The sequence below is a fragment of the Prochlorococcus marinus XMU1408 genome (assembly GCF_003208055.1).
Taxonomy (GTDB): Bacteria; Cyanobacteriota; Cyanobacteriia; order PCC-6307; family Cyanobiaceae; genus Prochlorococcus_B; species Prochlorococcus_B marinus_A.
The window spans coordinates 1-19,874 of sequence record NZ_QJUE01000004.1; the positions used below are offsets into that span (position 1 = coordinate 1).

The window sequence follows — 19,874 nt, forward strand, 5'->3', positions numbered from 1 at the left end:
GAAGGCGATTCAGTGCTCAAAAGATTCCAGGAATGATTTGACCAGTTGTGAAGTAAGAAACGAGAAGACTAAAAAAGCCAATCATCGCCCAACGACCATTTGTCTTCTCTGCTTCTTCTGGGTAGCTTGTGTAATCCTCGACAAGCTGTGGCTGTGTTTCACGGCCAAAGATGTTTTGCTTGCCGTACTCAGTGATTACCTGAGAAGAAGCTGCGTTAGAAGAGGTTGTCATTACTGGAATTGCGTTGATGCAAAAAACATAAAGTATTAGCTTTGTTAATCAAAGATTCGGTCCGGTACGGCTTCTTCTAATCCTTAATCGCTTTAAACATCAAACACCAAATACAGCAACTAGTTAGAGAGATATTTATCCAATGATTAGATCTATTGATGACTCTAATAAGTATAAATAGCCCGAACTGGATAGCCCTACTTCAACCGTCCTACTACTATTAAAAGCTTCTATTTATATTGTATTCATCTTTTTAAAACCAACTCAACCAAACTTTTAGTCATGCTTGCAATTAACAAAACTACTGCTGCAAAACTAATCGTTCTATGGAATCTTCCTGCACTTCTTTTATTAGTTGGTGCTTATGAAGTTGGTACTACCGTATTTGCTTAACTCACAATGACATCATCTGATAACAGTCCAAAGAATTGGTCCGAGTGGAATAACACAAAGCATTTCACTGATTATTCAAGAGATTCTGGAACAGGCAAATTTGTTCGCTATACGATCGCTGCATTGCTTTTCGTTCCTATTGGTTTTCTTGCTTATATGACTACTATTTGATAACTAATGATTTCAACGGACAATATTAGAAATAACAACAGAAAAGCAAATAGCTGCATCTAGCGTTAAAGCTAGTATCTAATAAAAAGCTCAAATAGAAAAAGTTCTACTGGCAATTAGGCTCTCGGATGTAAATCTGGGTACCTTGTCGTTTCATCTTTAACTCTGTTTGGATTTTCACGATCAGAGTTTCTAGCTGCGTTAAAAATCATTAGGAATGGAATAGCTATTGCAAAGAAATAAAAATGCAATAAAAGAAGGTCCCAAGGAACTCCTGAACTTCCATAGTCAGGAAAAAACAAGGCAGTCGATAACAGCATCATACGAAGGAACACCTTATTTTTATAGACTAAAAGGATTCTGAACAATTCGTGAGATATTTTGCTTTAACTGGAAGAATGGCTTAGATGTATGTCTGGAAAAATAATAAATAACAGATATAGAAATTACTGCTGGAGTTGAAAAAAGATTGCCGGAATTTATGAAGTGAGTCCTACTACTGCCAGGCGTTGGTCTATTGATTAGTAACGAGCGTAAAGATCAAACAGAATCCCACCAATAAACTCACCTAGTCCGAACCATGATTTCTTCTTTGGTTGTGCTGGAGTAGATGTGGTCATTACATACATTGGCGAAGTCTATTAACAAGGATTGTTGAAAAGCCAATAAACAACCCAGTGGGTATAGCCAAGCTTGCAATAATTGCTACTTCGTTGATTCCGTACATAATTTTTAAGCGTTGGCGTTGGCTTTGCTTAGTCGTAGTTTTAAATAAAAATTGTTTAATGGCTCTTTTATGGAAAGTATTTTTCCGTAGAACTCTTCGCAATGTTGGAGTAACGGATTGAAAGGATTCATGTCCATTTTTTTAGTCCTAAACGATAACTGAAAAAGAGAACCCCCACGTTGGAGGGTTGACTAATGGTTTTGATTACAAAAAAAGTGCAGACTTAATGAACTTTTAATGAATTAGCGAAGAGGGGACTGGGATTTCGACGACCGTCCCCCGATCTAGCTTGATGATGCTTCCGTATCACGCCATCAATATGGTCCTAATTTAAAAAGGATTTATTGAGTCCTGATGTTCGGTTTAGGTAGGGCTATCCAATCTTTTCTTGTTTTCTAACTTGATTTCGCCTATATATTTAATTGAGGCCAAACCTCATCAAGACATAATTGACTTTATATAGTACGAGTCGATTAATAACCCCTTTAGTTATTGGAATTTCTAGAGGGGTTTCTTGTTTTAACCTGTTTTTACTTGATCCATAAAACTTGGGGCCAATGCCCCCAAGTAAATCGACTGTCAAGCTAGTAAGTGTTTAAGTCGAATTTTGCTTCAGTAGCCTTAACTGGAATTAGATTATTTGCTAAAGAATCATCTCCTGAGGAGGCTTGAAAAATAACTCCAGCCCCACCTATCAATAAAACTGCGAACATGATTGCGTGATATGCAGTAAACATTTTCTAAAACCTATACTTATGAAAATCTAATCAGATGAGATATCGCAGTGATGTAGTACAAAGCGAATGTTTCTGGGGTGTTTCTGCTACTACTGCTTGGCGGTGATCAATGGCTTAAAAATTAGAGTTTCACCAAGTAAGAAATAAACCAAACGGCAAATATAATTTTTCCCAAAATAAGAAAAGGAACAAACTTAAAAGCCTTCTTTTCGAATGCTGCTTTATCAAATGCTTGTTTATCAGTTGAAGTCATGAGAAAGAAGCAACTGAATTTCTAGCGGGGTTAAATCACTATTTTCTATTCCCCAAAGCTCACCTTTGTCTGAAGCTTCAAGGATAGATTCGTAAAAATCAGGTGAGAATTTTGAAGGCATTGTTCTAATTAAACGATTACGGAAGAAGCAACATCAAATGAACCTGATGCAAGTAGTAGCGCAGGGATACAAAAAAGAACTAGGAATTTAGCTGCTGAAGAATTATTGATTGAAGTCATGGCAGGGAGGGGTTAAAAATTTTCGGTGATACAGGTATTGAACATTCCATGCACCGATGTAATAAATATAAAAAGTACTCTTGAAGTAATGATGTTCGGTTGGGGTAGTGCTTCCCTACTCCCATCCAAAAAAAAGAAGGATTAGACCAAAGGTGTAAGAAAAGAGGCTTTATGAAACTCTTTACTCCCTTCACCATCCCCAAAAAAGACAACTGCGATCTTTGCAGAATTAAAAGGAATAATCAAAAGAGAGGCTATTTGCCTCTCTTTTTTACAACTGCTTTATTTCCTCGTAAAGCGAAGAAGGCTTTTTAATTGTTGTTCGATATTCGCAAACTATTTCAGTAACTTCTTCCCCATGAATCCAACGGATTTCGCCAGAATCTACGTTGGCAATTTGAAAGAGTGAGGGTGCATCAGGATCACGAGAGCCGCCAGCAAAAGAAAGAACTTTTCCAATTTGGTCCTTTTCATATAAAACAGCGTCCCCAGGTCTGACTTTTAAAAATAAAGGTTCATCCATAAGTTCATTCTGTCCAAATCCATCAAGCAAGGGAAGTATCCTTTTAGACCAAATTTCTAAGTCTGTTAAGTCAAGTAGTTTCAGACAGTATTTGCCTAAGAAATAAGGTTTCTCCTACTACTGCTAGGCGGTGGTCAGTTCAGTAATAAGCCGATATTCTGCCAATGATCGAGCAACTGTCTTATGTAGCTATTAATACTTCAGATTGTCTGTTTTTTTACAAGAATAATTTAAATTTATTTTGTGTGAGGACACAATGAAGCTTTTTCAGCGTTTGCTGGTAGCTCCTGCTGCTCTAGGCCTTATGGCTCCAATAGCCGCTAATGCAGATACTGCATTTTCATCAACTACATCTCTTGGTGGAAGTGCTTTTTTTACTGTTGGTTCTGTTGCTGACGGTGGAACAACAGATACGGAAGAAGAACTTTATATGCAATACAAGTATGTACTTAGCATGAAATCTAGCTTTAGCGGCGAAGACTTGCTTGTTACTGGTATTAAAGCTGGTAACGCATCTGGTCCATTAGCATCTATGGACAGCGCTTACGGTGGTGGTTCTGATCTTACTGTTAAAGATCTTTTTTACTCTTTCCCAGTTGGCGATCTTTCAGTAACTGCTGGACCGTTACTTGATCAGGATGATGTTGTTGCTGCAACAACTTCTGCTTATTCAGACGCTTTCAGACTAGGCAGCATGCCTTACTCATTGGCTGGTAACGAAACTGGTCCTGGAGTTGGTGTTACTTACTCTGGAGACAATGGCGTAGTTGCCTCTGTAAGTTTCGTTTCTGTTGGTGGTGCTTCTTCTACAGTAGGAATCGGCGCTGATGATGGTGATGATGTTTCAACTTTCACTCTTGGCTATAACGGCGACGGCTTTGGTGGCGGTCTTGTAATCGCTTCAAACGACGGTGAAGGTGGAACAACTGGATACGACACATTCGGTGGCGGTATCTACTACAGCCCTGAGTCAATCCCAGCTACTATCAGCGTTGCTTATGACACAAATGATCCAGAAACAGGTGCTGATGCAACTGATTTGTTCGTTGGTGTTGACTATGAAGTTGGTCCAGGAACATTAAGTGCTGCTTACAATTCAACTGATGTTGATGGCAGTGATTCTGAAGACTCAACAGGATTTGAAGTTTCTTACACTTATTCATTGAACGACAACGTTACACTTACTCCTGGTTTCTTCACCGTTGAAGATACAAGTACTGGTGATGACGACACAGGTGTTGTTGTTGAAACAGTTTTTAGCTTCTAAACCTTAAAAGCTAAATCAATCCCTTCGGATGGGTCATTGAATAAAAGGGCTGGCAAAAGTCAGTCCTTTTTCATGTGATGCCTAAAAGAAACAGAATTAACAGATATAGAAGTTACGGCTGGAGTTGGAAAAAGATTGCTGGAATTTATGGGGTAAGTCCAACTACTGCTAGGCGGTGGTCAGTTCAGTAGAAAGCCGATATTCTGCCAATGATCTTTAAAAACCCAAATGAAGAAAACTGCGATTGTAGGTGTTGTTGCAGCGGCCATAGGGCTTGCTATAGGTTCTCAACTTCCTAAATCTGGTACTGCGGGATATGCCGTAATTACAGGAACCACAAAAGATAGAGAAGCAGCTAAAGAGTATTTTCAAAACGTTAATCAATTCACTAAAGAATGTGGTTTTACAACATTGGTATTAGATAGAAATACAGATATACGAGAAGGAAATAAGAGAGGAGATGGTGGTCCTCTAACTGTTATTGCAAGACATCCAAAAGGTAAGGATGCAGTAATTAAATGCTACGAATCTGATGAATATCAAAGGCTAAAAGCAATTCGAGCACCTCATACAAATTGGAATTTCCGACTAACAGAAGGAAAGCTATAAATAAAAAGGGGGCTAATGCCCCCAAGATAAATCGACTGTCAACCGAGCTTTAACTATATAAGAACCTCAACTTTTTCTTAATGAGTTACTCCGCCATCAATGATGGTGATATTGGTATCTGTTGAATTTGCCCAACGTAATTTGCTTAGTTCTTGATATTCCGAACTATTGAAAGCATCAATCGCAGCTTGCTTTGAGGGAAACTCAATGATGACTCCTAATTTTCCACCCTTTCCCTCAACAGTTTCAGCTTCCATATCTTTTGCATAAACTGAACCACCTACTGATTCAACCCAAGGTTGAAAGGCCTCAACATATTCAGCAAAAGCTGGATTCGTAACTGTTGTAGTAACAAGCCAAAGACCCTTAGCCATCAAAAAAAAATCAATTCCAAAGAGTTTCACATACACCATCTACTTTGTATATAAATATTAGAGAACCCTTTAACTTCCCTTATCTCATCTTGCTTTTGGGTTCACTTTTGGGTTCAACGAAAAATTAGCATTAAAAAAGACAGGCCGGGAAACCTGTCTCTGACTGATCGGGGCGACAGGATTCGAACCTGCGACCTAGTGCTCCCAAAGCACCCGCGCTACCAAGCTGCGCCACGCCCCGTTACTGCTTTTTTAGGCCCTCACTAACTTTGTGCTTTCTTGTGACTGGTGATGCATGGGCATGAATTTTATGCTTAGGCCGCTACTAGGCCGCAAAACCATTACCTAAGAAAATAGACTACAAAGACGGGAAGAAACCCTAAAAGAAGATGTTAAAAGTTTAGCCCGTGGGTGGAGCATTCAGGAAGAAAAGGCGAAATACTCGAAATTTTTAAAGGATAGAACCATGAAAACTTAAAGGATACGATTCTTCTAGTCTTATTTAAAAAGAACGAAAATATATCAATTACAGGTTGGGACTTTGGGTTTTCTCCAATTATAAGGAAATAAGATTTCGGATTGCTAGCCCCTTTTAAATACTGCTGACCATTAATTGATTCTAGCCACAAACCAATTAAACTACCATTTCGATAAGCATGAAAGTAAGGATATATCAGCAACAAATAAAACCCACTGAAACTCAATTTTGTGAAAAATGAGTATCTCTTGTTCCTTGCCCTGCTCAATACGGTGGATTTTATCCGTCATCAAAGTTCTTAAATAAAGATCAAACACAAAGTGATAATAAAAAAACCTGCAGTATTAAGCAGGTCTTTTTATTTGATATCTATCTTTTTTGAATCAAAAGATACCAGGAATAATCTGACCAGTTGTGGCATATGCACCAAAAGCCGCAACAAATCCAAGCATTGCAGCCCATCCATTAAACTTTTCTGCTTCAGGAGTCATAGCCGATTAAGAATAAAACATGAAGCAATATTAATAAGAGTATTAAGACTTGTAAAGCTCATTTTGGCTTTTGCGTGGCTTTGCTTATTGAACAAAGAGCCTTTCTTCTGTTTTTTGCAAACTCATGAGATTCATTCTTATTAGTTAGGATAATTTTTGATCTTAGTGAACCCTTTGGCTCCTCATTTAGAACACCCTTTTTTGATTCTTATTTGGCATTTACTCGTTGGCTATCTTCTTACCGTTAGTTGCGATTGGAACTGGATTCCTCTAACCAAGGAGGAGAAAAGCAGAGGGCCCTCTCTTGATAAAATTAGAGGTAAATTATTTGGCTAGCAATTCAAACAAGTAAAAATTATAAAAGCACGATTAGACACAGTTCATAGAGCTAAAAAAAATTTATTAGTTTTTTATTTCACATTGAAGTAAAAGATAAATGGCTAAACGAATTAACTTTGTCTTAAGTTATGTCCCTTGAAGTAGCTTATATTTAGTAGAATATATTCTTACAGTGCTGTTAACTTTAATTCTTGCAATTTGAGTTTAATTTGAAAAGTTCCAGATTGATCTCGTAAGGATAGGAAGTTAATCAAAATAATTAATGACAAGATTTTTAGTGACATGCATATATAAGAATTTTTTATCTTAGTTTTTTGTCAAAATTAATTTGATAATTTTGACAATTCGTTTAATCCATATAATTTTACTCTTAAATATTTAAAATATAAATTTTTCCTCATAAATATATAAATAAAATTTATCTTATATTTTAGCAGGCTTAACAATTAATATTTTTTCTTGTCATGATGACGAATTTTATTCTACCTATAGGCTAGAAGTTTAATGAGGATAAATAGCTAGTGACTTAAAGATTGGGAAAGTGTTATTGATAGAAGATGAAGAACATATTCGAAAGGAAACTTTCGAGTTCTTTAAGTGAGCGAATTGAAGGCAGTTTTTTTATTTGATTTTAAACTGCCTTCTTTCCAAATAATATTTTGAGTTATTTGAATATTTTATGAGATCATAGAATTATATTTAAAAAATAGATCAGACTCTTCTAGTTTTTGTTCACGAAAAGAATAAAAACCTTTCATAATAAATTTGTCAATAACAGCTCGGTAAGTGAGACTAATACCAAATTTTGCTGAGCTTTTGCATGAAATCAAGCTACCATCGCCTGAAAAATGTTTTCTTATAGAACACGGTGATGAAAAGTACATAGAAAAATGGATAAAAAATGGTGAAATCTCATGTGAACTAGAAATTCTTTTCGAATGGCTTAACAAAGAATACAAACTAAAGAAAAAACATTTGAATCATGAAGAAAGAAAAATTGCTGAAGAAGTAAAAAAGCGTTTCCCTATGGAGCAATGGCGTGTAATTAGAGTGATTAGCGATCACCAAAGGAAGTACCGTTACTACAAAAAGGCAATAGAAGACGTAAAAAATCGAACTTCACCTCGAATGAATGAGCAAGCCATTATGACTATCTTCAGCCCAGGTTGGGGTATAAATACTTAGTATGGTATAATTACCTATAAGCTCTGAAGCCCCCTCCCTCATGATTGAAAAGTACCCTTTAATTCCTTTTATCATTTTTGCAGGAGCTTTGATAAGCACAGCAACGATAGGTTTACCTGTATTTGCTGGGTAATTTAGTTTAAAAAATTTAATAGTCGTAATTGAAAAAGCTTCTATTTATATATACATAATTTGAATATTAATAAATTAAATTATTTTTTAATTTATTAACAGTATAACAAAAATAAGTTGTTAAGTCCCCAAATATATATCCTATTTTACTAATATTGATGACCAATAATTAAATAAAAAATAAGAAGAATATATAAATATTCCAAGATACACCCAGTTTAACCAAGCAGGTCTCTTATTACTATTTTTCATTAAGTTGATCAATCCATATTTAGCATAATATACTTAATAGTCTAATATCTGTCCTTTAGCATCAAAGGCTTAATGTAAATTCTAAAGTTAAAACCTAAAAATAATTACATTGGGAAAAGTATTTATGAAAAAACGTTATAAGTTTTTAAAGAAACATATAAATGAGTTTATTGAAACCTACAAAAAAGTACAAGGAGATAAATGGTCATTAGGTTTTCCGGTCTTTCTCTTTGACAGAGATTGGTTCAGACTTAAAAAAGTAAGCGTATATGATCTAGCAATAGAACTAAAACCGGACAACTCACAAGAAGCTCCTGAGATAATTCAATATCAACAATTACTTAAAGAAGGACTTGATCCTTTACTCGCTATTCAAGAGTGTTGGAATGAATTTGGAATTGAAGATTTTTATAGATCTCTTAGAAACTCGTCAGAATGGGAATCAAAAGGTAACAATGGATGGACATTTAAAAAATACGCTGAACTAGTGGTTGGATATAGGAAAACAATTGAAAACAAACAGGTTCGTGTACCAATAATTATTTTAGGAAGAACTCCGAAAGAGGATCATCAACTAGATTGGATTAGTGAAGAATACATTTCGGAATTAAAAACATAGCGTTAATGCCTTAAAAAAATCTATTTTTTATTTTCTTAAGCAATAGTCAAATCATCTGATCTTGTTCCCCATTCAGTATCTTCCAAGAGATCAGAGTACCCAGATGCATTGACCAAATTATATTTCTGAAATTTCCAATCTGAATCTTCAAGGTAATCTGAATATTCAAATGTTTTCGCAAGGAGAGAAAATTCTTTGCTGAAAGGGCACATAAATTTTATGTATTTTTTCAATCATTCACACTCCTATAGGTAAAAGCAAGTAAAAATTATAATTCCTAAATATTTAAGTAAAAGAACTATAAATTCATAAATGACCTCAATTTAATCATTGATATAAGATAAGAAAGTGCTAAGGCCTTTAAAGAAATAAGAATGGGTTACATCAGAAGAGTGCAAAATGGAGAGTTTGACTTCGATAAACTTCCTGAGGGAGTTTATTCCTTTTCTGGACAAGAAGGATTTGTAAAAGTTGTGGTAGACCAAAAAGGTAATCAATTTTGGAATCTTGAAAATTGGTTTGCCTCATTAGATCCAGACGAAAATGAAGAGCAGCGTAATAAAATAATTCAAGACATCAAAACTCGACTAAATGCAGATACAGGTACAATCAATCCGCCTAAAAAGAAACAAAAAAAACTTTTTTTGAATCCATTTAAAAAGGAAGTGTAATATAAAAATTATTAAAAAAATAGAATGATTTGATTTGAAGCTACTCCAATTAGGAAATATCTTAATAATGTACACCAAGCATATAAATTAACACATTCATAATCTGACTTTGAGAGTTCAGCACCCTTAAGTTTTAATAAAAGACTAAATCTATAATTTGAATTATTCTTTACAATGAAGGCTATGCAAATTAGCAATAATAACAATAAATTTGTCTTAACTAACAAAAAGAAAGCAATAATAAAAGAAAGATTTGCGATGAAGTCAATCCTGGGTATAAGAATAGCTGGTATAACAAGCAGATTAGACAATGTATATATAACTCTTCTAAGGTTTGACCAAGAGAACATTTTATTGATATTAATATAAATATATATATCTTTAGCAAACAATCTAAAAGATGGCAATTTTAAATCAAGCTTTATAAAAGCAAGGTAAAAACTAAGCTACGCTTGAATTTAATGGACATTGTTTAGAACCAAAAAGGCTATTGAAGATATTAAAAGCAAATCAAAAAAAATTGTTAGCTATTTATTTATTTTTTTTGTCATATATCTACTAAAATAGTTTAAGAAGTTATGATTACAAAATTAGAGCTTTTAGAATGAAAATAATTCTTCTCTTTTCACTCATTTTTATAACGATTTTATTCATTGGAAGAAAATTCGTATATTCCGCAAAACGAAATCTTTTTAAGGATCAAGCAGCATGGTCTGGAAAAGATATAAAAATAAAATATAATGCTTCAACAGAGATATCAGAATCAAAAGGAAATGAAAATTTCCTAAAAATCATTGCTGATGAATCTAAAATCTATTTAGATGACCAGGCTAATAAAGATGATGAAACCCTTTAAATCAAAATATAAAGAAACAGATAGTCATCAAATTAGAAGTATTTATTGACATCTATGATAAAAAAAATAGTTTTATTTTTAAATTAAAATGTACAATCAAATTTTACAATTTAATAATATCTATTCCTTTTTAGTAAATAATACATTAATTGATATGACTATAAATAATCCAATCTTTGTTTTTGCTATCATAACAGTAATTTGGTTTATTCCTGGAATTATAGTTAGAAGAGTAAACGAGCAAAAACAGATAAAGAGAAAACAAAAGCTACAGGATGATGCTATTAAAAAACTATATCCCAAGCCAAAAGATTAACTAAATTCATTTATTTTTAAATCTGTAAATTATACAATAAAAATATATTTATATCTTATATTTAATTGTCTTTTTACAAGAGGATTCTTTATCAAAAATAGCATTACTATTATTTTTTGAAATCTCAAAAAATCCTCAGATAACTATCTTATAGTATTAGGACTATTATTGAAGATATAGTGAGATACTGTAAAAGACAAAACAAGCAGTCAATGATGATAAGAAAGCTAGGACAATATGGTGGGTACTTGCTAAGTGGAATATTAATAGCATGGCTTATAAACCCAATAGCTGCATTAGCGTTTATTGAGTTTTTCTTAAAGATGACTGTATTAATATCTATTCCTGTAGCTGGAGCTTATTTTTTAAATAAAATTATTCTATTAAAACATCAAAAAGCATGGAATATAATCTTACCTAGCTGGATAATAGGAAGTATATATTTTAGTTTTAGGCTAGTTAAATTAATAGAAAGCCTCATCAATTAAGTTTTAACTGAATAAGGTGATTAAAATGGGGATCCTTCCATAACTCGATTCATATGTCTTTGTGATGAGACGTTATAGTAAGCCTTGGACTAACCCATAGCATTTCTAGAAGTTAAAATATCTAGCCATGCCGAAAGAATTTGTGCTTTATGGATAATGATTAGTACAGTAAAGACTTGAACAACATGGTATTTCCTTTTCTTACTGCAATATTTTTCCCTGATTATGGTTACCAGGGTATCCCATGGGATTTGTATCTACTTCATTTCTTCTTCTTTGCAATAGTAATCCCTTTTCATGTGATCATTTTTGCAGCTCGTAATGCTCAGACTGTAAAGCCTAATGGCGTAAAGGACTGGCTCAAAGGAGAGACTAAAGCAACTAAAGACGAACTAGATACTATGTTCCCTAACAATTTTCCAACCGCTTAACTTCTCTTTATATCCTTTAAAAAATGTCTGAATTTATCAAGGTGCTACAACTTCACTAAATTTGGGCAATTTTAGGTTTATATATATACCTGCATCTAAAAAAAAATGCTTCATTTGCCATTCTTAACTTTTGCTTTGGGAGGAGGAAGCCTCTCAGCGACTATTGTCGGTGTTGTATCTCTTGTTCTATTTGGACTAGTTGGTGTAATTGCTGGACCAAATCTATCTAAGTTTGATTCTGAAGCTTAGTTTTTAGCCAGTAGCAAATCCTATTGGCAAATTCTTAAAACAGATTGGATTTTAAATTTAGAAATCTATCTGTTTTAAAAAAATTTCATAAGAAACTCAATTCCATTAAGTGATTTTCCGCTTGATGGAATTTTTTTTAAACTCTGCTAGTTTTTTATCAACTAAAAATCCATAATACATAATCAAAATCATTACCCTATCTTTATCTCAAAATTTAAGTTAAAAGACATTTACGATATCGCAATATTCATAGCATATATAAGTTTTACTTATATATGCTATGAATATTGCGTATGTAGCTTGATTAGTTGCAGGTCGTGCTTATACATTAATGAGAATCAAATGTACAAAGTTAAATCAAATGGAAATGAATCCTTATAAGCCTTTCATACAAGCTATTAAAAAAATCTATAGGAATTTCAAGTAAAACCTAATAATCTTTAATGAGCAGATTTAAATTCTCCTCCTCTTCCTCCTGCTTCAGTTGCTTGCCCTATTCGAGAAAATAAATCCAAACTTTCATCATTTAAATTAATCACTTCAACCTCAGACCCGCCTAATTTTATTCTCCTGATTACTTGATCTAAAACGGTTACTCCACTTTGATCCCAGATATGAGCTTCAGACATATCAATTGTAATTTTTTTAGGATGTTCGTGAAGTTCAAACCCTTGTCTAAAGTAAATACTACTAACAAAAAATAATTGCCCCTTAACTTTATAAATCCTGTGATTTTCGCTGGTTAAGGTAGAATCAACCTTTATAACTTTTGCCACCTTTCTACTAAATAAAATAGCTGCAAGGCCTACACCAGATAAGAGTCCCAAAGCTAAATTATGTGTAATTACAGTAACGAATACAGTTAAAATCATAACTGAACTATCACTTCTAGGAATGCGGCGTATATCTTTAATTGAAATCCAATTAGCAGTATTAATTGCAATCATTATCATTACTCCAACCAATGTTGCCATTGGAATTTGATTAACCCAATCTTTAGCAGCAAGAATCATTGCTATTAAACAAACCCCAGAACTTAAAGTTGAAAGACGAGTCCTTCCTCCATAACCCACATTCATAACCGATTGCCCTACCAGAGCACATCCAGCCATACCTCCAAAAAGAGAACTAACAATATTACCTATACCTTGCCCACGTGCTTCAACATTTTTATTTGTACTTTTGTCTGTCAAATCATCAAGAATATCTTGAGTAAGAAATGTTTCCATAAGCCCTACCAGAGAAATTGCTAAAGCTGTTGGCAAGATCAAACCAAGTGTTTCAAAATTAAAAGGTACTTTTGGAAACCCGAATCCAGGTAATCCATTAGGAAGGATACCTAAATTTGAAACAGTAGGGACATTTAATTTAAAACCGATTGAAATAGCAGTACAAAGAAAAATTGCAACCAATGCAGAAGGCAGCAGCTTAGTAACTTTTGGTAGCAAATAGATAACTAATAAAGTAAGTATGGTTAATCCCCAAACCGCTGGCAATTGACCTGCAGTAACAACTTTTGCAGAATGAGCCAAGTCAATACCCAAATGAGGCAATTGAGCTAAGAAGATTAAAATAGCCAACCCATTCACAAAGCCATCCATTACAGGCTGAGGTACAAATCTCATCTGATGAGCAAGTCTTAAATAGCCCCAAGCAATTTGAAGAACTCCTGTTAGCAATCCAGCAGCTAAAAGATATTGCAATCCAAGGCCAGGACTAATATTTTCTCCCTGCTGAACAATCCCAGTCATCAAAAGTGCAGTCGAACCAGTTACCGAAGTAATCATGGCCATTCTGCCTCCAAAAATTGCGAGAGTGACTGACAGTAAAAAGGCGCCAAACAGGCCAACTCTTGGATCTACTCCTGCAATACCAGAAAACGCTATGGCCTCTGGGATCATTGCAAAAGCAACAACAAGACCAGCAAGCACATCACGAGAAGGAGAAACAAATTTCTCCTTTGCTAATAAATTGTTCAATTTCAAAACAACTCTTCTACCATCCTGCCCTATTAGATATGAGAATTCATTATTGATAGGGATATCTTCTTACTAATATGAATAAATCTATTGCTTAATCTGATTCTTCTTTTCTCTCAATAAATGAATCCATCAGTTTTTTATACTCATTTTCCCTTGAACTTTTTGCAAAACCAACAATAAAAACAATGGATGAAAAGATAATCAAAGCTAAAATTGTTGGACTAATGCCCATCTCACTAGCAGTTAGAGAAAAGAAGTAACAAACAGGCATTTATTGCGAAATGAATTTTAACAAGACTAAGTTGATTGAACCAAACGTGAAAGTTTTTTAGACAGAAGTTTATTTAAACTCAAATTAAACATACAAAACATTTAAATTTTTACCCTATTTTTCTTTTAATAGACCAACAAATTCTTCAGTAGATAAGGCAGGTTTATACTCCCAGGTCATACCAAATTTATCTCTCCAGGATCCAAATACCCTAAATAAAGTTGATGCATTTGAGGCCTTACAAATTATTACGCCTGTACCATCTTGAGGCGTGTGGGCCCAAGCAATTCTTTCATAGCCATCAATATGATCTTCAGATTTGCCACTTTCAACATAATCAACAAAAGCTTCAGATGAATAAATTTGATCTTCAGAAGATTCAAATTTCCAAGTCACTATATAAAGCTGCATTTTTTTTTTTTAAAGATTGTATTGTATCTGAAAATTATTTTTTATTCCTAAAACCAGGCTCAAATTGTCTTCGAGCTGCCTGGGTTCTAAGTATTAATTGCCTTCCTGAACTCGAAAGAGTAAATCTCAAGGCTTTACCAGACTTAAACATTGCCTCTCCGATTGCCTTGGTTCTAGATAATTCAATTTGATATGCCCTACTAACAGCTCGTTCAGCATCAACATTTGCCAATTTTGCCTGTTGAGCTAAACGTTTAGTTTTTGATTTAGGAATTACGGAGAGTTCACTTTCAGGTTCTGCCCACCTCCATAACCAATTAGAATTGGATTTTGTAATTGAAGAAGATTTTTTAACCATACCCCCATTTACATAAGACGTGAGGCAAATGATCACCTCAAGCCGAGCCTAACCTCTACAGGGAAAAAAAAAGGTTTGAAAAGAAAAAAAAAAAAGAAAGTTAAGAAACTGCTTTAAGATAAAAACTGGCGCATTAATTGCCTTAAAAATCAAAGCTAAAAGAGTAAGCCTGATCTAAGTTTACTAATTTAAATTCAATGGAAACTCCAATACTGCCCACATATACAAAGAAATATTTATAGCAATTGCAGCTCCTACTGAAAGTTTCTTCATCAAAAAATAAATCAATATATTTATAATTCAGCAACAAAATTTCTTTTAAGAAAGTGTTTATATTCTCATCAACACAATAGAGATTAATTTTATTGGTCTTCAGGAAGGAAAAGTAATCCTGACCTGCAATCATTAAGCAATTCTCTAACTTTAGCTAATTTTGAATCAGTTAATTCATCAGCCTTTAGAGAGATCCAAAGAGGTTTAATTAATTCATTATTTGGTCCAAGTCTTACTCGAGCTCCAAACCAACTTGCATGAGATGCTATTGAAGCTCTGCATTTTATCTCATTAATACTTAAATCAACCTTTCTCTCAATAAGCCACTCTTCAAAATGAATCAACTTAGTAAAGTTTTTTATACCCGCATTAACCGATTTAAAACTGCAAATAATAATTATTAAAAATAAAGGATTCTTCAGAAGCTCTTTAGAGTTAATCACCTCTTGGAATCTTGAAATAATCTCATATTAAATGGGTCGCCTGAGATTCGAACTCAGGACCAGCCGGTTAAAAGCCGGATGCTCTACCACTGAGCTAGCGACCCCTATCAGACCAATAGTAATAGTCCACTATGAAAAATATCACGTTGTTGAAGCATTAATGGTCCTAATGTTCCTTTTTGAGGACTAAAAAACAAAAAAAATAAATTTTTTTACCTTCCTCATTGATTTCTTAGGGATATTTTAAGTCTTAATAAATAGTTGAGGGACATGAGAATATTATTTAATTAAGCTTATTAAAAGAAAAAAACACAGATTGAAAGAAGATCCATCGGTAATCGTAATTGGAGCTGGTCTTGCAGGCTCAGAAGCTGCTTGGCAAATAGCAAGTTCTGGAGTGAAAGTAACTCTATTTGAAATGCGCCCAAAAAAGAAATCCCCAGCTCACCATTCCTCCCAATTTGCAGAACTTGTTTGCAGTAATAGCTTTGGAGCCCTTAGTAGTGATAGAGCAGCAGGGCTTCTACAAGAAGAGTTAAGAGAATTACAATCGATTGTAATAGCAAAAGCTGATCAACACGCCGTCCCTGCAGGAGGAGCACTTGCAGTAGATAGAAGTCAATTCAGTAAGTCAATAACACATGAATTATCCTCTCATCCACTAATAAAAATTGAGAGAGAAGAATGCCCTCATCTCCCTAACGCTGACCAAATTACTATTTTAGCCACAGGTCCTTTAACAAGCCAATCCTTAGCTGAGGACATAAAAGAATTTACAGGAGAAAAAGAATGTCATTTCTTTGATGCAGCTAGTCCGATAATTACTGGAGACAGTATTGACTTTTCAAAAGCCTTTCGTGCAAGTCGATACGATAAAGGTGATGCTGATTATGTTAACTGCCCTATGAATAAAGAGGAATATTTACAATTCCATTCTGAATTAATCAAAGCAGAGCAGGCTGAATTAAAGGATTTTGACAAAGAATCAGCTCTTTTTTTTGAAGGTTGCCTTCCGATAGAACAACTCGCAAAAAGAGGAATAGATACTATGCGTTTTGGTCCATTAAAGCCAATAGGGCTCTGGGATCCAAGATGGGGAGATGTTAACGACAAAAATATTCGAATTTTAAAAAGAGCTCATGCTGTCGTTCAATTAAGACAAGAAGATAAAGCAGGAAAATTATGGAATCTCGTTGGATTTCAAACAAATTTGAAATGGGGCGAGCAAAAACGTTTAATCAGAATGATACCTGGCCTATCGAAAGCAGAGTTTATTCGTTTTGGGGTTATGCATAGAAATACTTTTCTTGAATCTCCAAAGCTTATAGAGCCATCGCTGCAATTCATAAATAGAAAAACATTATTTGCTGCTGGACAACTCACTGGTACAGAGGGTTATGCTGCTGCTATTGCCGGAGGTTGGTTGGCAGGAACTAACGCAGCGTTATTAGCTAAAGGATTAAATACAATTACTTTGCCACCGTCAACCATGATTGGAGCATTGACTAACTTTGTCAGCAATAGTCAAGAAAGTCTAAGGGTTCAAAATAAAAAGAACTTTCAACCAATGCCAGCTAATTTTGGATTATTACCTGAGCTCGATAATAGAATCAACAACAAACGTGAAAGATATAAGCAATATAGAGATAGATCCTTGGGGAAAATAAAACAACTAAAAGAAACTTTTATAACTAAAACTTCTTCAACAAAGACCATTTAATTTCTTAGTAAATCATGACTCAATTAAAAAATAAACTTTCTGATTACTGGGATTCGATTGTGATTGGATCAGGTCTTGGTGGTTTAGTTACCGCAAGTCAACTAGCAAGTAAGGGTGCAAAAGTTCTGGTACTTGAACAATATAAAATCCCTGGTGGAAGTGGGGGGTCTTTTAAAAGGAAAGGATTTACGTTTGATGTTGGAGCATCAATGATATTTGGCTTTGGTAAAAATGGATATACCAATTTACTAACAAGAGCTCTCAAAGATGTTGAACAAGAATGTGAGACGATTCCTGACCCGACACAATTGGCATATCATCTACCTAATCAATTAGAAATTACAGTTGATAGAGATTATCAAAAGTTCATTAATAAGCTGATAAATTTATTTCCCCACGAAGAGAAAGGAATAAATCACTTTTATGAAACTTGCTGGGATGTATTTAAATGTCTCGATTCAATGCCTTTACTTTCAATAGAGGATCCAGCATATCTAATGAAAGTTTTCTTTAAATCACCCTTATCATGCCTGGGACTTGCTAGATGGTTACCCGTAAATGCCGGAGATGTTGCTAGAAAATATATCAAAGACCCTGTACTTTTAAAATTTATTGATATTGAATGTTTTTGCTGGTCAGTCATGCCCGCGGACTTGACTCCAATGATAAACGCGGGGATGGTCTTTTCTGATAGACATTTCGGAGGAATTAACTACCCTAAAGGAGGTGTCGGAATTATTGCAGAAAAACTAGTGAAAGGAATTGAAAACTTTGGAGGTGAAGTTAGGTATAAATCAAAAGTTAAAAAAATTATTTTCGAAGAAGAAAATGCAATAGGTGTTTCACTAGAGAATGATGAAGAAATTTTTGGTAAAACAATAGTTTCAAATGCAACGAGATGGGATACATTTGGTGGTCAGGGAGTTAATGATCCACTAGTTAGAAGAGATAAGATCCCACCTGCAGAAACAAAATGGAAAAAAAGATATATACCTTCACCTTCTTTTCTCTCTCTACACTTAGGAGTAAATAAAGACTCTGTTCCTTCTACCACACATTGCCATCACTTACTTCTAAATTCATGGAAAGAGATGGAGAGTGAACAGGGAGTTACTTTTGTATCAATTCCAACTCTACTAGATCCATCATTGGCACCAACAGGTAGCCATATTATTCACGCATTTACACCTTCTTCAATGGATTATTGGGAGGGGTTAAACAACAAAGAATATCTTTCAAAGAAAAAGGAAGACGGAGACAAGCTTATTTCAAAATTAGAACAATTATTCCCTAATCTAAGTCAAAACATTTTGCATAAAGAAATCGGCAGTCCTAAAACACATAAAAGATTTCTTTCTAGAAACAAAGGAAGTTATGGTCCAATTCCTTCCATGAGATTGCCTGGTCTTCTTCCAATGCCATTTAATACTACAAGTATTAAAGGCCTATATTGTGTTGGTGATTCTTGTTTTCCTGGCCAAGGTTTAAACGCTGTAGCTTTTAGCGGTTACGCTTGTGCTCATATCATCGGAACAAAGCTCGGAATAAACAAATGGGGCCTACCGGTATAACTCTTAAAAATTCCTAAAGATTAAGAAGGCAGATTGTCGAGGCTAAACCTATATCCCTGCTGACGAACAGTTGTAATACCTCCTCCATCCCCAAGACCAGCTTGTTCTAATTTTCTTCTGAGGGTCAAAACCTGAGTATCAACTGAACGGGGGCCACCACTAAATGGAGGCCAAGCCATTCGTAAAAGCTCATGACGGCTTCTGACCATGCCAGGAGGCATTAATAGAGCACACAACAAAGCAAACTCCCTTGGGCTTAGCTCTACAGGTTTCTCTCTCAAGGTAACCTGTCTAAGCAGCAGATGAACTTCAAGAGGTCCTACTGCGACGCGTTCCTGTAAACCAATTCTGCCTCTTTTCAGTAAGGTTCTACACCTAGCAGCTAACTCTTCTAGGCCAAAAGGTTTTCTTAAAACATCATCAGCACCATCATCTAGAAGACCAACAACAGGTTCAACCCCTGTTCTTGCAGTAAGCACAATCACTGAACATCCCAATTGCTGTGCAAGTCGAAGTGCTGAACTTTTTTCTAACAGCTCAGCACTAACTAATAAATCTGGTGATTGATCACGACAAAGATCAACTGCTTCCTCAGCAGAACCAACCGCTGCTGCAAGCTGGCCATCTTGTCTGAGTCTCTGAACTAAAACAGTTCTAAGAGTTGGATGAGGCTCAACTACAAGCACCTTAGAAGGTGATTGTGTTGTTGCTTGAATAGGAGAAGAACCTGAGGAGGATCCTTGAATTTGCTCTGTAGCAAGCTGATCTGCAGGTATTGATGTCACAAGTCAGAAATGTAGACCCTTAGACTA

32 protein-coding genes and 2 tRNA genes are annotated in these 19,874 nt (G+C 34.8%); 17 read left to right on the plus strand and 17 right to left on the minus strand.

Going from position 1 to position 19,874, the window contains the following annotated elements:
• Nucleotides 1–16 precede the first annotated feature (16 nt).
• The gene (locus DNJ73_RS05845) at nucleotides 17–232 is read right to left on the minus strand and encodes a high light inducible protein (protein WP_158466789.1); all 216 of its coding nucleotides are present in this window, start codon (nucleotides 230–232) and stop codon (nucleotides 17–19) included.
• A 399-nt stretch (nucleotides 233–631) separates the two neighbouring features.
• Between DNJ73_RS05845 and DNJ73_RS09980 the strand changes: the two genes are divergently transcribed.
• Nucleotides 632–796 (plus strand): hypothetical protein, encoded by a 165-nt coding sequence (locus tag DNJ73_RS09980; RefSeq protein WP_187152602.1) that lies wholly within the window; start codon nucleotides 632–634, stop codon nucleotides 794–796.
• A 116-nt stretch (nucleotides 797–912) separates the two neighbouring features.
• Here the strand turns inward: DNJ73_RS09980 and DNJ73_RS05850 are convergent, their stop codons facing one another.
• Nucleotides 913–1,119: a hypothetical protein gene (locus tag DNJ73_RS05850; RefSeq protein ID WP_158466790.1), complete on the minus strand. Its 207-nt coding sequence runs from the start codon at nucleotides 1,117–1,119 to the stop codon at nucleotides 913–915.
• Between the two features lie 354 nt (nucleotides 1,120–1,473).
• Here DNJ73_RS05850 and DNJ73_RS09985 point away from each other — a divergent pair, with 354 nt between their 5' ends.
• A complete protein-coding gene (locus DNJ73_RS09985) occupies nucleotides 1,474–1,644 on the plus strand; it encodes a hypothetical protein (protein WP_187152603.1) in 171 nt (56 codons plus the stop codon).
• 463 nt (nucleotides 1,645–2,107) lie between these two features.
• Here DNJ73_RS09985 and DNJ73_RS09990 read toward each other — a convergent pair whose 3' ends face one another.
• The 4 genes from DNJ73_RS09990 to DNJ73_RS05855 all read right to left on the minus strand — a co-directional run bounded on the left by DNJ73_RS09990 (nucleotide 2,108) and on the right by DNJ73_RS05855 (nucleotide 3,306).
• Nucleotides 2,108–2,260, minus strand: a complete 153-nt coding sequence (locus DNJ73_RS09990; protein ID WP_187152604.1) for a hypothetical protein — start codon at nucleotides 2,258–2,260, stop codon at nucleotides 2,108–2,110.
• A 121-nt stretch (nucleotides 2,261–2,381) separates the two neighbouring features.
• Nucleotides 2,382–2,513, minus strand: a complete 132-nt coding sequence (locus tag DNJ73_RS10200) for a hypothetical protein (RefSeq protein WP_261792593.1) — start codon at nucleotides 2,511–2,513, stop codon at nucleotides 2,382–2,384.
• Nucleotides 2,500–2,634: a hypothetical protein gene (locus DNJ73_RS10205; protein WP_257473379.1), complete on the minus strand. Its 135-nt coding sequence runs from the start codon at nucleotides 2,632–2,634 to the stop codon at nucleotides 2,500–2,502. Before DNJ73_RS10205 ends, DNJ73_RS10200 begins: the two co-directional genes overlap by 14 nt.
• Before the next feature lie 390 nt (nucleotides 2,635–3,024).
• A complete protein-coding gene (locus tag DNJ73_RS05855) occupies nucleotides 3,025–3,306 on the minus strand; it encodes a DUF3104 domain-containing protein (RefSeq protein ID WP_257473380.1) in 282 nt (93 codons plus the stop codon).
• 226 nt (nucleotides 3,307–3,532) lie between these two features.
• On the opposite strand from DNJ73_RS05855, the gene DNJ73_RS05860 reads away from it, so the two are divergent.
• From DNJ73_RS05860 to DNJ73_RS05870, 3 genes are all read left to right on the plus strand, one after another.
• The gene (locus DNJ73_RS05860; RefSeq protein ID WP_158466791.1) at nucleotides 3,533–4,543 is read left to right on the plus strand and encodes a porin; all 1,011 of its coding nucleotides are present in this window, start codon (nucleotides 3,533–3,535) and stop codon (nucleotides 4,541–4,543) included.
• 77 nt (nucleotides 4,544–4,620) lie between these two features.
• A complete protein-coding gene (locus tag DNJ73_RS05865; protein ID WP_158466792.1) occupies nucleotides 4,621–4,734 on the plus strand; it encodes a helix-turn-helix domain-containing protein in 114 nt (37 codons plus the stop codon).
• Nucleotides 4,735–4,771: 37 nt separating this feature from the next.
• Nucleotides 4,772–5,152: a DUF1330 domain-containing protein gene (locus DNJ73_RS05870; protein ID WP_158466793.1), complete on the plus strand. Its 381-nt coding sequence runs from the start codon at nucleotides 4,772–4,774 to the stop codon at nucleotides 5,150–5,152.
• A gap of 77 nt (nucleotides 5,153–5,229) precedes the next feature.
• On the opposite strand, the gene DNJ73_RS05875 is transcribed toward DNJ73_RS05870, so the two are convergent.
• The 3 genes from DNJ73_RS05875 to DNJ73_RS05885 all read right to left on the minus strand — a co-directional run bounded on the left by DNJ73_RS05875 (nucleotide 5,230) and on the right by DNJ73_RS05885 (nucleotide 6,495).
• Nucleotides 5,230–5,526: a DUF1330 domain-containing protein gene (locus tag DNJ73_RS05875; RefSeq protein ID WP_158466794.1), complete on the minus strand. Its 297-nt coding sequence runs from the start codon at nucleotides 5,524–5,526 to the stop codon at nucleotides 5,230–5,232.
• A gap of 167 nt (nucleotides 5,527–5,693) precedes the next feature.
• Nucleotides 5,694–5,767: transfer RNA gene (locus tag DNJ73_RS05880), tRNA-Pro, on the minus strand.
• A 620-nt stretch (nucleotides 5,768–6,387) separates the two neighbouring features.
• Nucleotides 6,388–6,495, minus strand: coding sequence for a high light inducible protein (locus DNJ73_RS05885; RefSeq protein WP_011125327.1), 108 nt, complete (start codon nucleotides 6,493–6,495; stop codon nucleotides 6,388–6,390).
• A 156-nt stretch (nucleotides 6,496–6,651) separates the two neighbouring features.
• Between DNJ73_RS05885 and DNJ73_RS05890 the strand changes: the two genes are divergently transcribed.
• From DNJ73_RS05890 to DNJ73_RS05900, 3 genes are all read left to right on the plus strand, one after another.
• Nucleotides 6,652–6,831, plus strand: coding sequence for a hypothetical protein (locus DNJ73_RS05890; protein WP_158466795.1), 180 nt, complete (start codon nucleotides 6,652–6,654; stop codon nucleotides 6,829–6,831).
• Nucleotides 6,832–7,620: 789 nt separating this feature from the next.
• The gene (locus DNJ73_RS05895) at nucleotides 7,621–8,019 is read left to right on the plus strand and encodes a hypothetical protein (protein ID WP_158466796.1); all 399 of its coding nucleotides are present in this window, start codon (nucleotides 7,621–7,623) and stop codon (nucleotides 8,017–8,019) included.
• Between the two features lie 508 nt (nucleotides 8,020–8,527).
• The gene (locus DNJ73_RS05900) at nucleotides 8,528–9,022 is read left to right on the plus strand and encodes a hypothetical protein (RefSeq protein ID WP_158466797.1); all 495 of its coding nucleotides are present in this window, start codon (nucleotides 8,528–8,530) and stop codon (nucleotides 9,020–9,022) included.
• Nucleotides 9,023–9,057: 35 nt separating this feature from the next.
• On the opposite strand, the gene DNJ73_RS05905 is transcribed toward DNJ73_RS05900, so the two are convergent.
• Entirely contained in the window at nucleotides 9,058–9,234 is a 177-nt protein-coding gene (locus tag DNJ73_RS05905) for a hypothetical protein (RefSeq protein WP_257473381.1), read from the minus strand.
• A 162-nt stretch (nucleotides 9,235–9,396) separates the two neighbouring features.
• Between DNJ73_RS05905 and DNJ73_RS05910 the strand changes: the two genes are divergently transcribed.
• The 7 genes from DNJ73_RS05910 to DNJ73_RS10000 all read left to right on the plus strand — a co-directional run bounded on the left by DNJ73_RS05910 (nucleotide 9,397) and on the right by DNJ73_RS10000 (nucleotide 12,033).
• Nucleotides 9,397–9,693, plus strand: a complete 297-nt coding sequence (locus DNJ73_RS05910; RefSeq protein WP_158466799.1) for a hypothetical protein — start codon at nucleotides 9,397–9,399, stop codon at nucleotides 9,691–9,693.
• Nucleotides 9,694–9,876: 183 nt separating this feature from the next.
• Nucleotides 9,877–10,062 carry a hypothetical protein gene (locus DNJ73_RS09995; RefSeq protein ID WP_187152605.1) on the plus strand — a complete coding sequence of 62 codons (186 nt, stop codon included), beginning with the start codon at nucleotides 9,877–9,879 and terminating at the stop codon, nucleotides 10,060–10,062.
• 235 nt (nucleotides 10,063–10,297) lie between these two features.
• Nucleotides 10,298–10,549, plus strand: coding sequence for a hypothetical protein (locus DNJ73_RS05920; protein ID WP_158466800.1), 252 nt, complete (start codon nucleotides 10,298–10,300; stop codon nucleotides 10,547–10,549).
• Between the two features lie 88 nt (nucleotides 10,550–10,637).
• Entirely contained in the window at nucleotides 10,638–10,865 is a 228-nt protein-coding gene (locus DNJ73_RS05925; protein ID WP_158466801.1) for a hypothetical protein, read from the plus strand.
• Between the two features lie 212 nt (nucleotides 10,866–11,077).
• Entirely contained in the window at nucleotides 11,078–11,353 is a 276-nt protein-coding gene (locus DNJ73_RS05930; RefSeq protein ID WP_257473382.1) for a hypothetical protein, read from the plus strand.
• A gap of 185 nt (nucleotides 11,354–11,538) precedes the next feature.
• Nucleotides 11,539–11,784 carry a hypothetical protein gene (locus DNJ73_RS05935; protein ID WP_158466802.1) on the plus strand — a complete coding sequence of 82 codons (246 nt, stop codon included), beginning with the start codon at nucleotides 11,539–11,541 and terminating at the stop codon, nucleotides 11,782–11,784.
• Nucleotides 11,785–11,889: 105 nt separating this feature from the next.
• On the plus strand, nucleotides 11,890–12,033 hold the full coding sequence (locus DNJ73_RS10000) for a hypothetical protein (protein ID WP_187152606.1): 144 nt from the start codon (nucleotides 11,890–11,892) through the stop codon (nucleotides 12,031–12,033).
• A gap of 440 nt (nucleotides 12,034–12,473) precedes the next feature.
• On the opposite strand, the gene DNJ73_RS05940 is transcribed toward DNJ73_RS10000, so the two are convergent.
• The 6 genes from DNJ73_RS05940 to DNJ73_RS05965 all read right to left on the minus strand — a co-directional run bounded on the left by DNJ73_RS05940 (nucleotide 12,474) and on the right by DNJ73_RS05965 (nucleotide 15,875).
• Nucleotides 12,474–14,018: a SulP family inorganic anion transporter gene (locus tag DNJ73_RS05940; RefSeq protein WP_158466803.1), complete on the minus strand. Its 1,545-nt coding sequence runs from the start codon at nucleotides 14,016–14,018 to the stop codon at nucleotides 12,474–12,476.
• A gap of 88 nt (nucleotides 14,019–14,106) precedes the next feature.
• The gene (locus DNJ73_RS05945; RefSeq protein WP_158466804.1) at nucleotides 14,107–14,286 is read right to left on the minus strand and encodes a hypothetical protein; all 180 of its coding nucleotides are present in this window, start codon (nucleotides 14,284–14,286) and stop codon (nucleotides 14,107–14,109) included.
• 114 nt (nucleotides 14,287–14,400) lie between these two features.
• Nucleotides 14,401–14,697: a DUF3303 domain-containing protein gene (locus tag DNJ73_RS05950; protein ID WP_158466805.1), complete on the minus strand. Its 297-nt coding sequence runs from the start codon at nucleotides 14,695–14,697 to the stop codon at nucleotides 14,401–14,403.
• Between the two features lie 34 nt (nucleotides 14,698–14,731).
• The gene (locus DNJ73_RS05955) at nucleotides 14,732–15,055 is read right to left on the minus strand and encodes a hypothetical protein (protein WP_158466806.1); all 324 of its coding nucleotides are present in this window, start codon (nucleotides 15,053–15,055) and stop codon (nucleotides 14,732–14,734) included.
• 362 nt (nucleotides 15,056–15,417) lie between these two features.
• A complete protein-coding gene (locus DNJ73_RS05960; protein WP_261792594.1) occupies nucleotides 15,418–15,771 on the minus strand; it encodes a hypothetical protein in 354 nt (117 codons plus the stop codon).
• 32 nt (nucleotides 15,772–15,803) lie between these two features.
• Nucleotides 15,804–15,875: transfer RNA gene (locus DNJ73_RS05965), tRNA-Lys, on the minus strand.
• A 212-nt stretch (nucleotides 15,876–16,087) separates the two neighbouring features.
• Between DNJ73_RS05965 and trmFO the strand changes: the two genes are divergently transcribed.
• Entirely contained in the window at nucleotides 16,088–17,491 is a 1,404-nt protein-coding gene (trmFO, locus tag DNJ73_RS05970; protein ID WP_158466807.1) for an FADH(2)-oxidizing methylenetetrahydrofolate--tRNA-(uracil(54)-C(5))-methyltransferase TrmFO, read from the plus strand.
• A gap of 14 nt (nucleotides 17,492–17,505) precedes the next feature.
• Nucleotides 17,506–19,062 carry a carotenoid isomerase gene (crtH, locus tag DNJ73_RS05975; protein ID WP_158466808.1) on the plus strand — a complete coding sequence of 519 codons (1,557 nt, stop codon included), beginning with the start codon at nucleotides 17,506–17,508 and terminating at the stop codon, nucleotides 19,060–19,062.
• A 20-nt stretch (nucleotides 19,063–19,082) separates the two neighbouring features.
• Here the strand turns inward: crtH and DNJ73_RS05980 are convergent, their stop codons facing one another.
• Nucleotides 19,083–19,847 (minus strand): response regulator transcription factor, encoded by a 765-nt coding sequence (locus tag DNJ73_RS05980; RefSeq protein ID WP_187152607.1) that lies wholly within the window; start codon nucleotides 19,845–19,847, stop codon nucleotides 19,083–19,085.
• Between the last annotated feature and the right edge of the window lie 27 nt (nucleotides 19,848–19,874).

Coding starts and splice junctions, on each gene's coding strand:
- DNJ73_RS05845 (WP_158466789.1), bottom strand. CDS start 232: ATGACAACCTCTTCTAACGCAGCTTCTTCTCAGGTAATCACTGAGTAC.
- DNJ73_RS09980 (WP_187152602.1), top strand. CDS start 632: ATGACATCATCTGATAACAGTCCAAAGAATTGGTCCGAGTGGAATAAC.
- DNJ73_RS05850 (WP_158466790.1), bottom strand. CDS start 1,119: ATGATGCTGTTATCGACTGCCTTGTTTTTTCCTGACTATGGAAGTTCA.
- DNJ73_RS09990 (WP_187152604.1), bottom strand. CDS start 2,260: ATGTTTACTGCATATCACGCAATCATGTTCGCAGTTTTATTGATAGGT.
- DNJ73_RS10200 (WP_261792593.1), bottom strand. CDS start 2,513: ATGACTTCAACTGATAAACAAGCATTTGATAAAGCAGCATTCGAAAAG.
- DNJ73_RS10205 (WP_257473379.1), bottom strand. CDS start 2,634: ATGCCTTCAAAATTCTCACCTGATTTTTACGAATCTATCCTTGAAGCT.
- DNJ73_RS05860 (WP_158466791.1), top strand. CDS start 3,533: ATGAAGCTTTTTCAGCGTTTGCTGGTAGCTCCTGCTGCTCTAGGCCTT.
- DNJ73_RS05865 (WP_158466792.1), top strand. CDS start 4,621: ATGCCTAAAAGAAACAGAATTAACAGATATAGAAGTTACGGCTGGAGT.
- DNJ73_RS05870 (WP_158466793.1), top strand. CDS start 4,772: ATGAAGAAAACTGCGATTGTAGGTGTTGTTGCAGCGGCCATAGGGCTT.
- DNJ73_RS05875 (WP_158466794.1), bottom strand. CDS start 5,526: ATGGCTAAGGGTCTTTGGCTTGTTACTACAACAGTTACGAATCCAGCT.
- DNJ73_RS05885 (WP_011125327.1), bottom strand. CDS start 6,495: ATGACTCCTGAAGCAGAAAAGTTTAATGGATGGGCTGCAATGCTTGGA.
- DNJ73_RS05900 (WP_158466797.1), top strand. CDS start 8,528: ATGAAAAAACGTTATAAGTTTTTAAAGAAACATATAAATGAGTTTATT.
- DNJ73_RS05905 (WP_257473381.1), bottom strand. CDS start 9,234: ATGTGCCCTTTCAGCAAAGAATTTTCTCTCCTTGCGAAAACATTTGAA.
- DNJ73_RS05910 (WP_158466799.1), top strand. CDS start 9,397: ATGGGTTACATCAGAAGAGTGCAAAATGGAGAGTTTGACTTCGATAAA.
- DNJ73_RS09995 (WP_187152605.1), top strand. CDS start 9,877: ATGCAAATTAGCAATAATAACAATAAATTTGTCTTAACTAACAAAAAG.
- DNJ73_RS05920 (WP_158466800.1), top strand. CDS start 10,298: ATGAAAATAATTCTTCTCTTTTCACTCATTTTTATAACGATTTTATTC.
- DNJ73_RS05925 (WP_158466801.1), top strand. CDS start 10,638: ATGTACAATCAAATTTTACAATTTAATAATATCTATTCCTTTTTAGTA.
- DNJ73_RS05930 (WP_257473382.1), top strand. CDS start 11,078: ATGATGATAAGAAAGCTAGGACAATATGGTGGGTACTTGCTAAGTGGA.
- DNJ73_RS05935 (WP_158466802.1), top strand. CDS start 11,539: ATGGTATTTCCTTTTCTTACTGCAATATTTTTCCCTGATTATGGTTAC.
- DNJ73_RS10000 (WP_187152606.1), top strand. CDS start 11,890: ATGCTTCATTTGCCATTCTTAACTTTTGCTTTGGGAGGAGGAAGCCTC.
- DNJ73_RS05945 (WP_158466804.1), bottom strand. CDS start 14,286: ATGCCTGTTTGTTACTTCTTTTCTCTAACTGCTAGTGAGATGGGCATT.
- DNJ73_RS05950 (WP_158466805.1), bottom strand. CDS start 14,697: ATGCAGCTTTATATAGTGACTTGGAAATTTGAATCTTCTGAAGATCAA.
- DNJ73_RS05955 (WP_158466806.1), bottom strand. CDS start 15,055: ATGGTTAAAAAATCTTCTTCAATTACAAAATCCAATTCTAATTGGTTA.
- crtH (WP_158466808.1), top strand. CDS start 17,506: ATGACTCAATTAAAAAATAAACTTTCTGATTACTGGGATTCGATTGTG.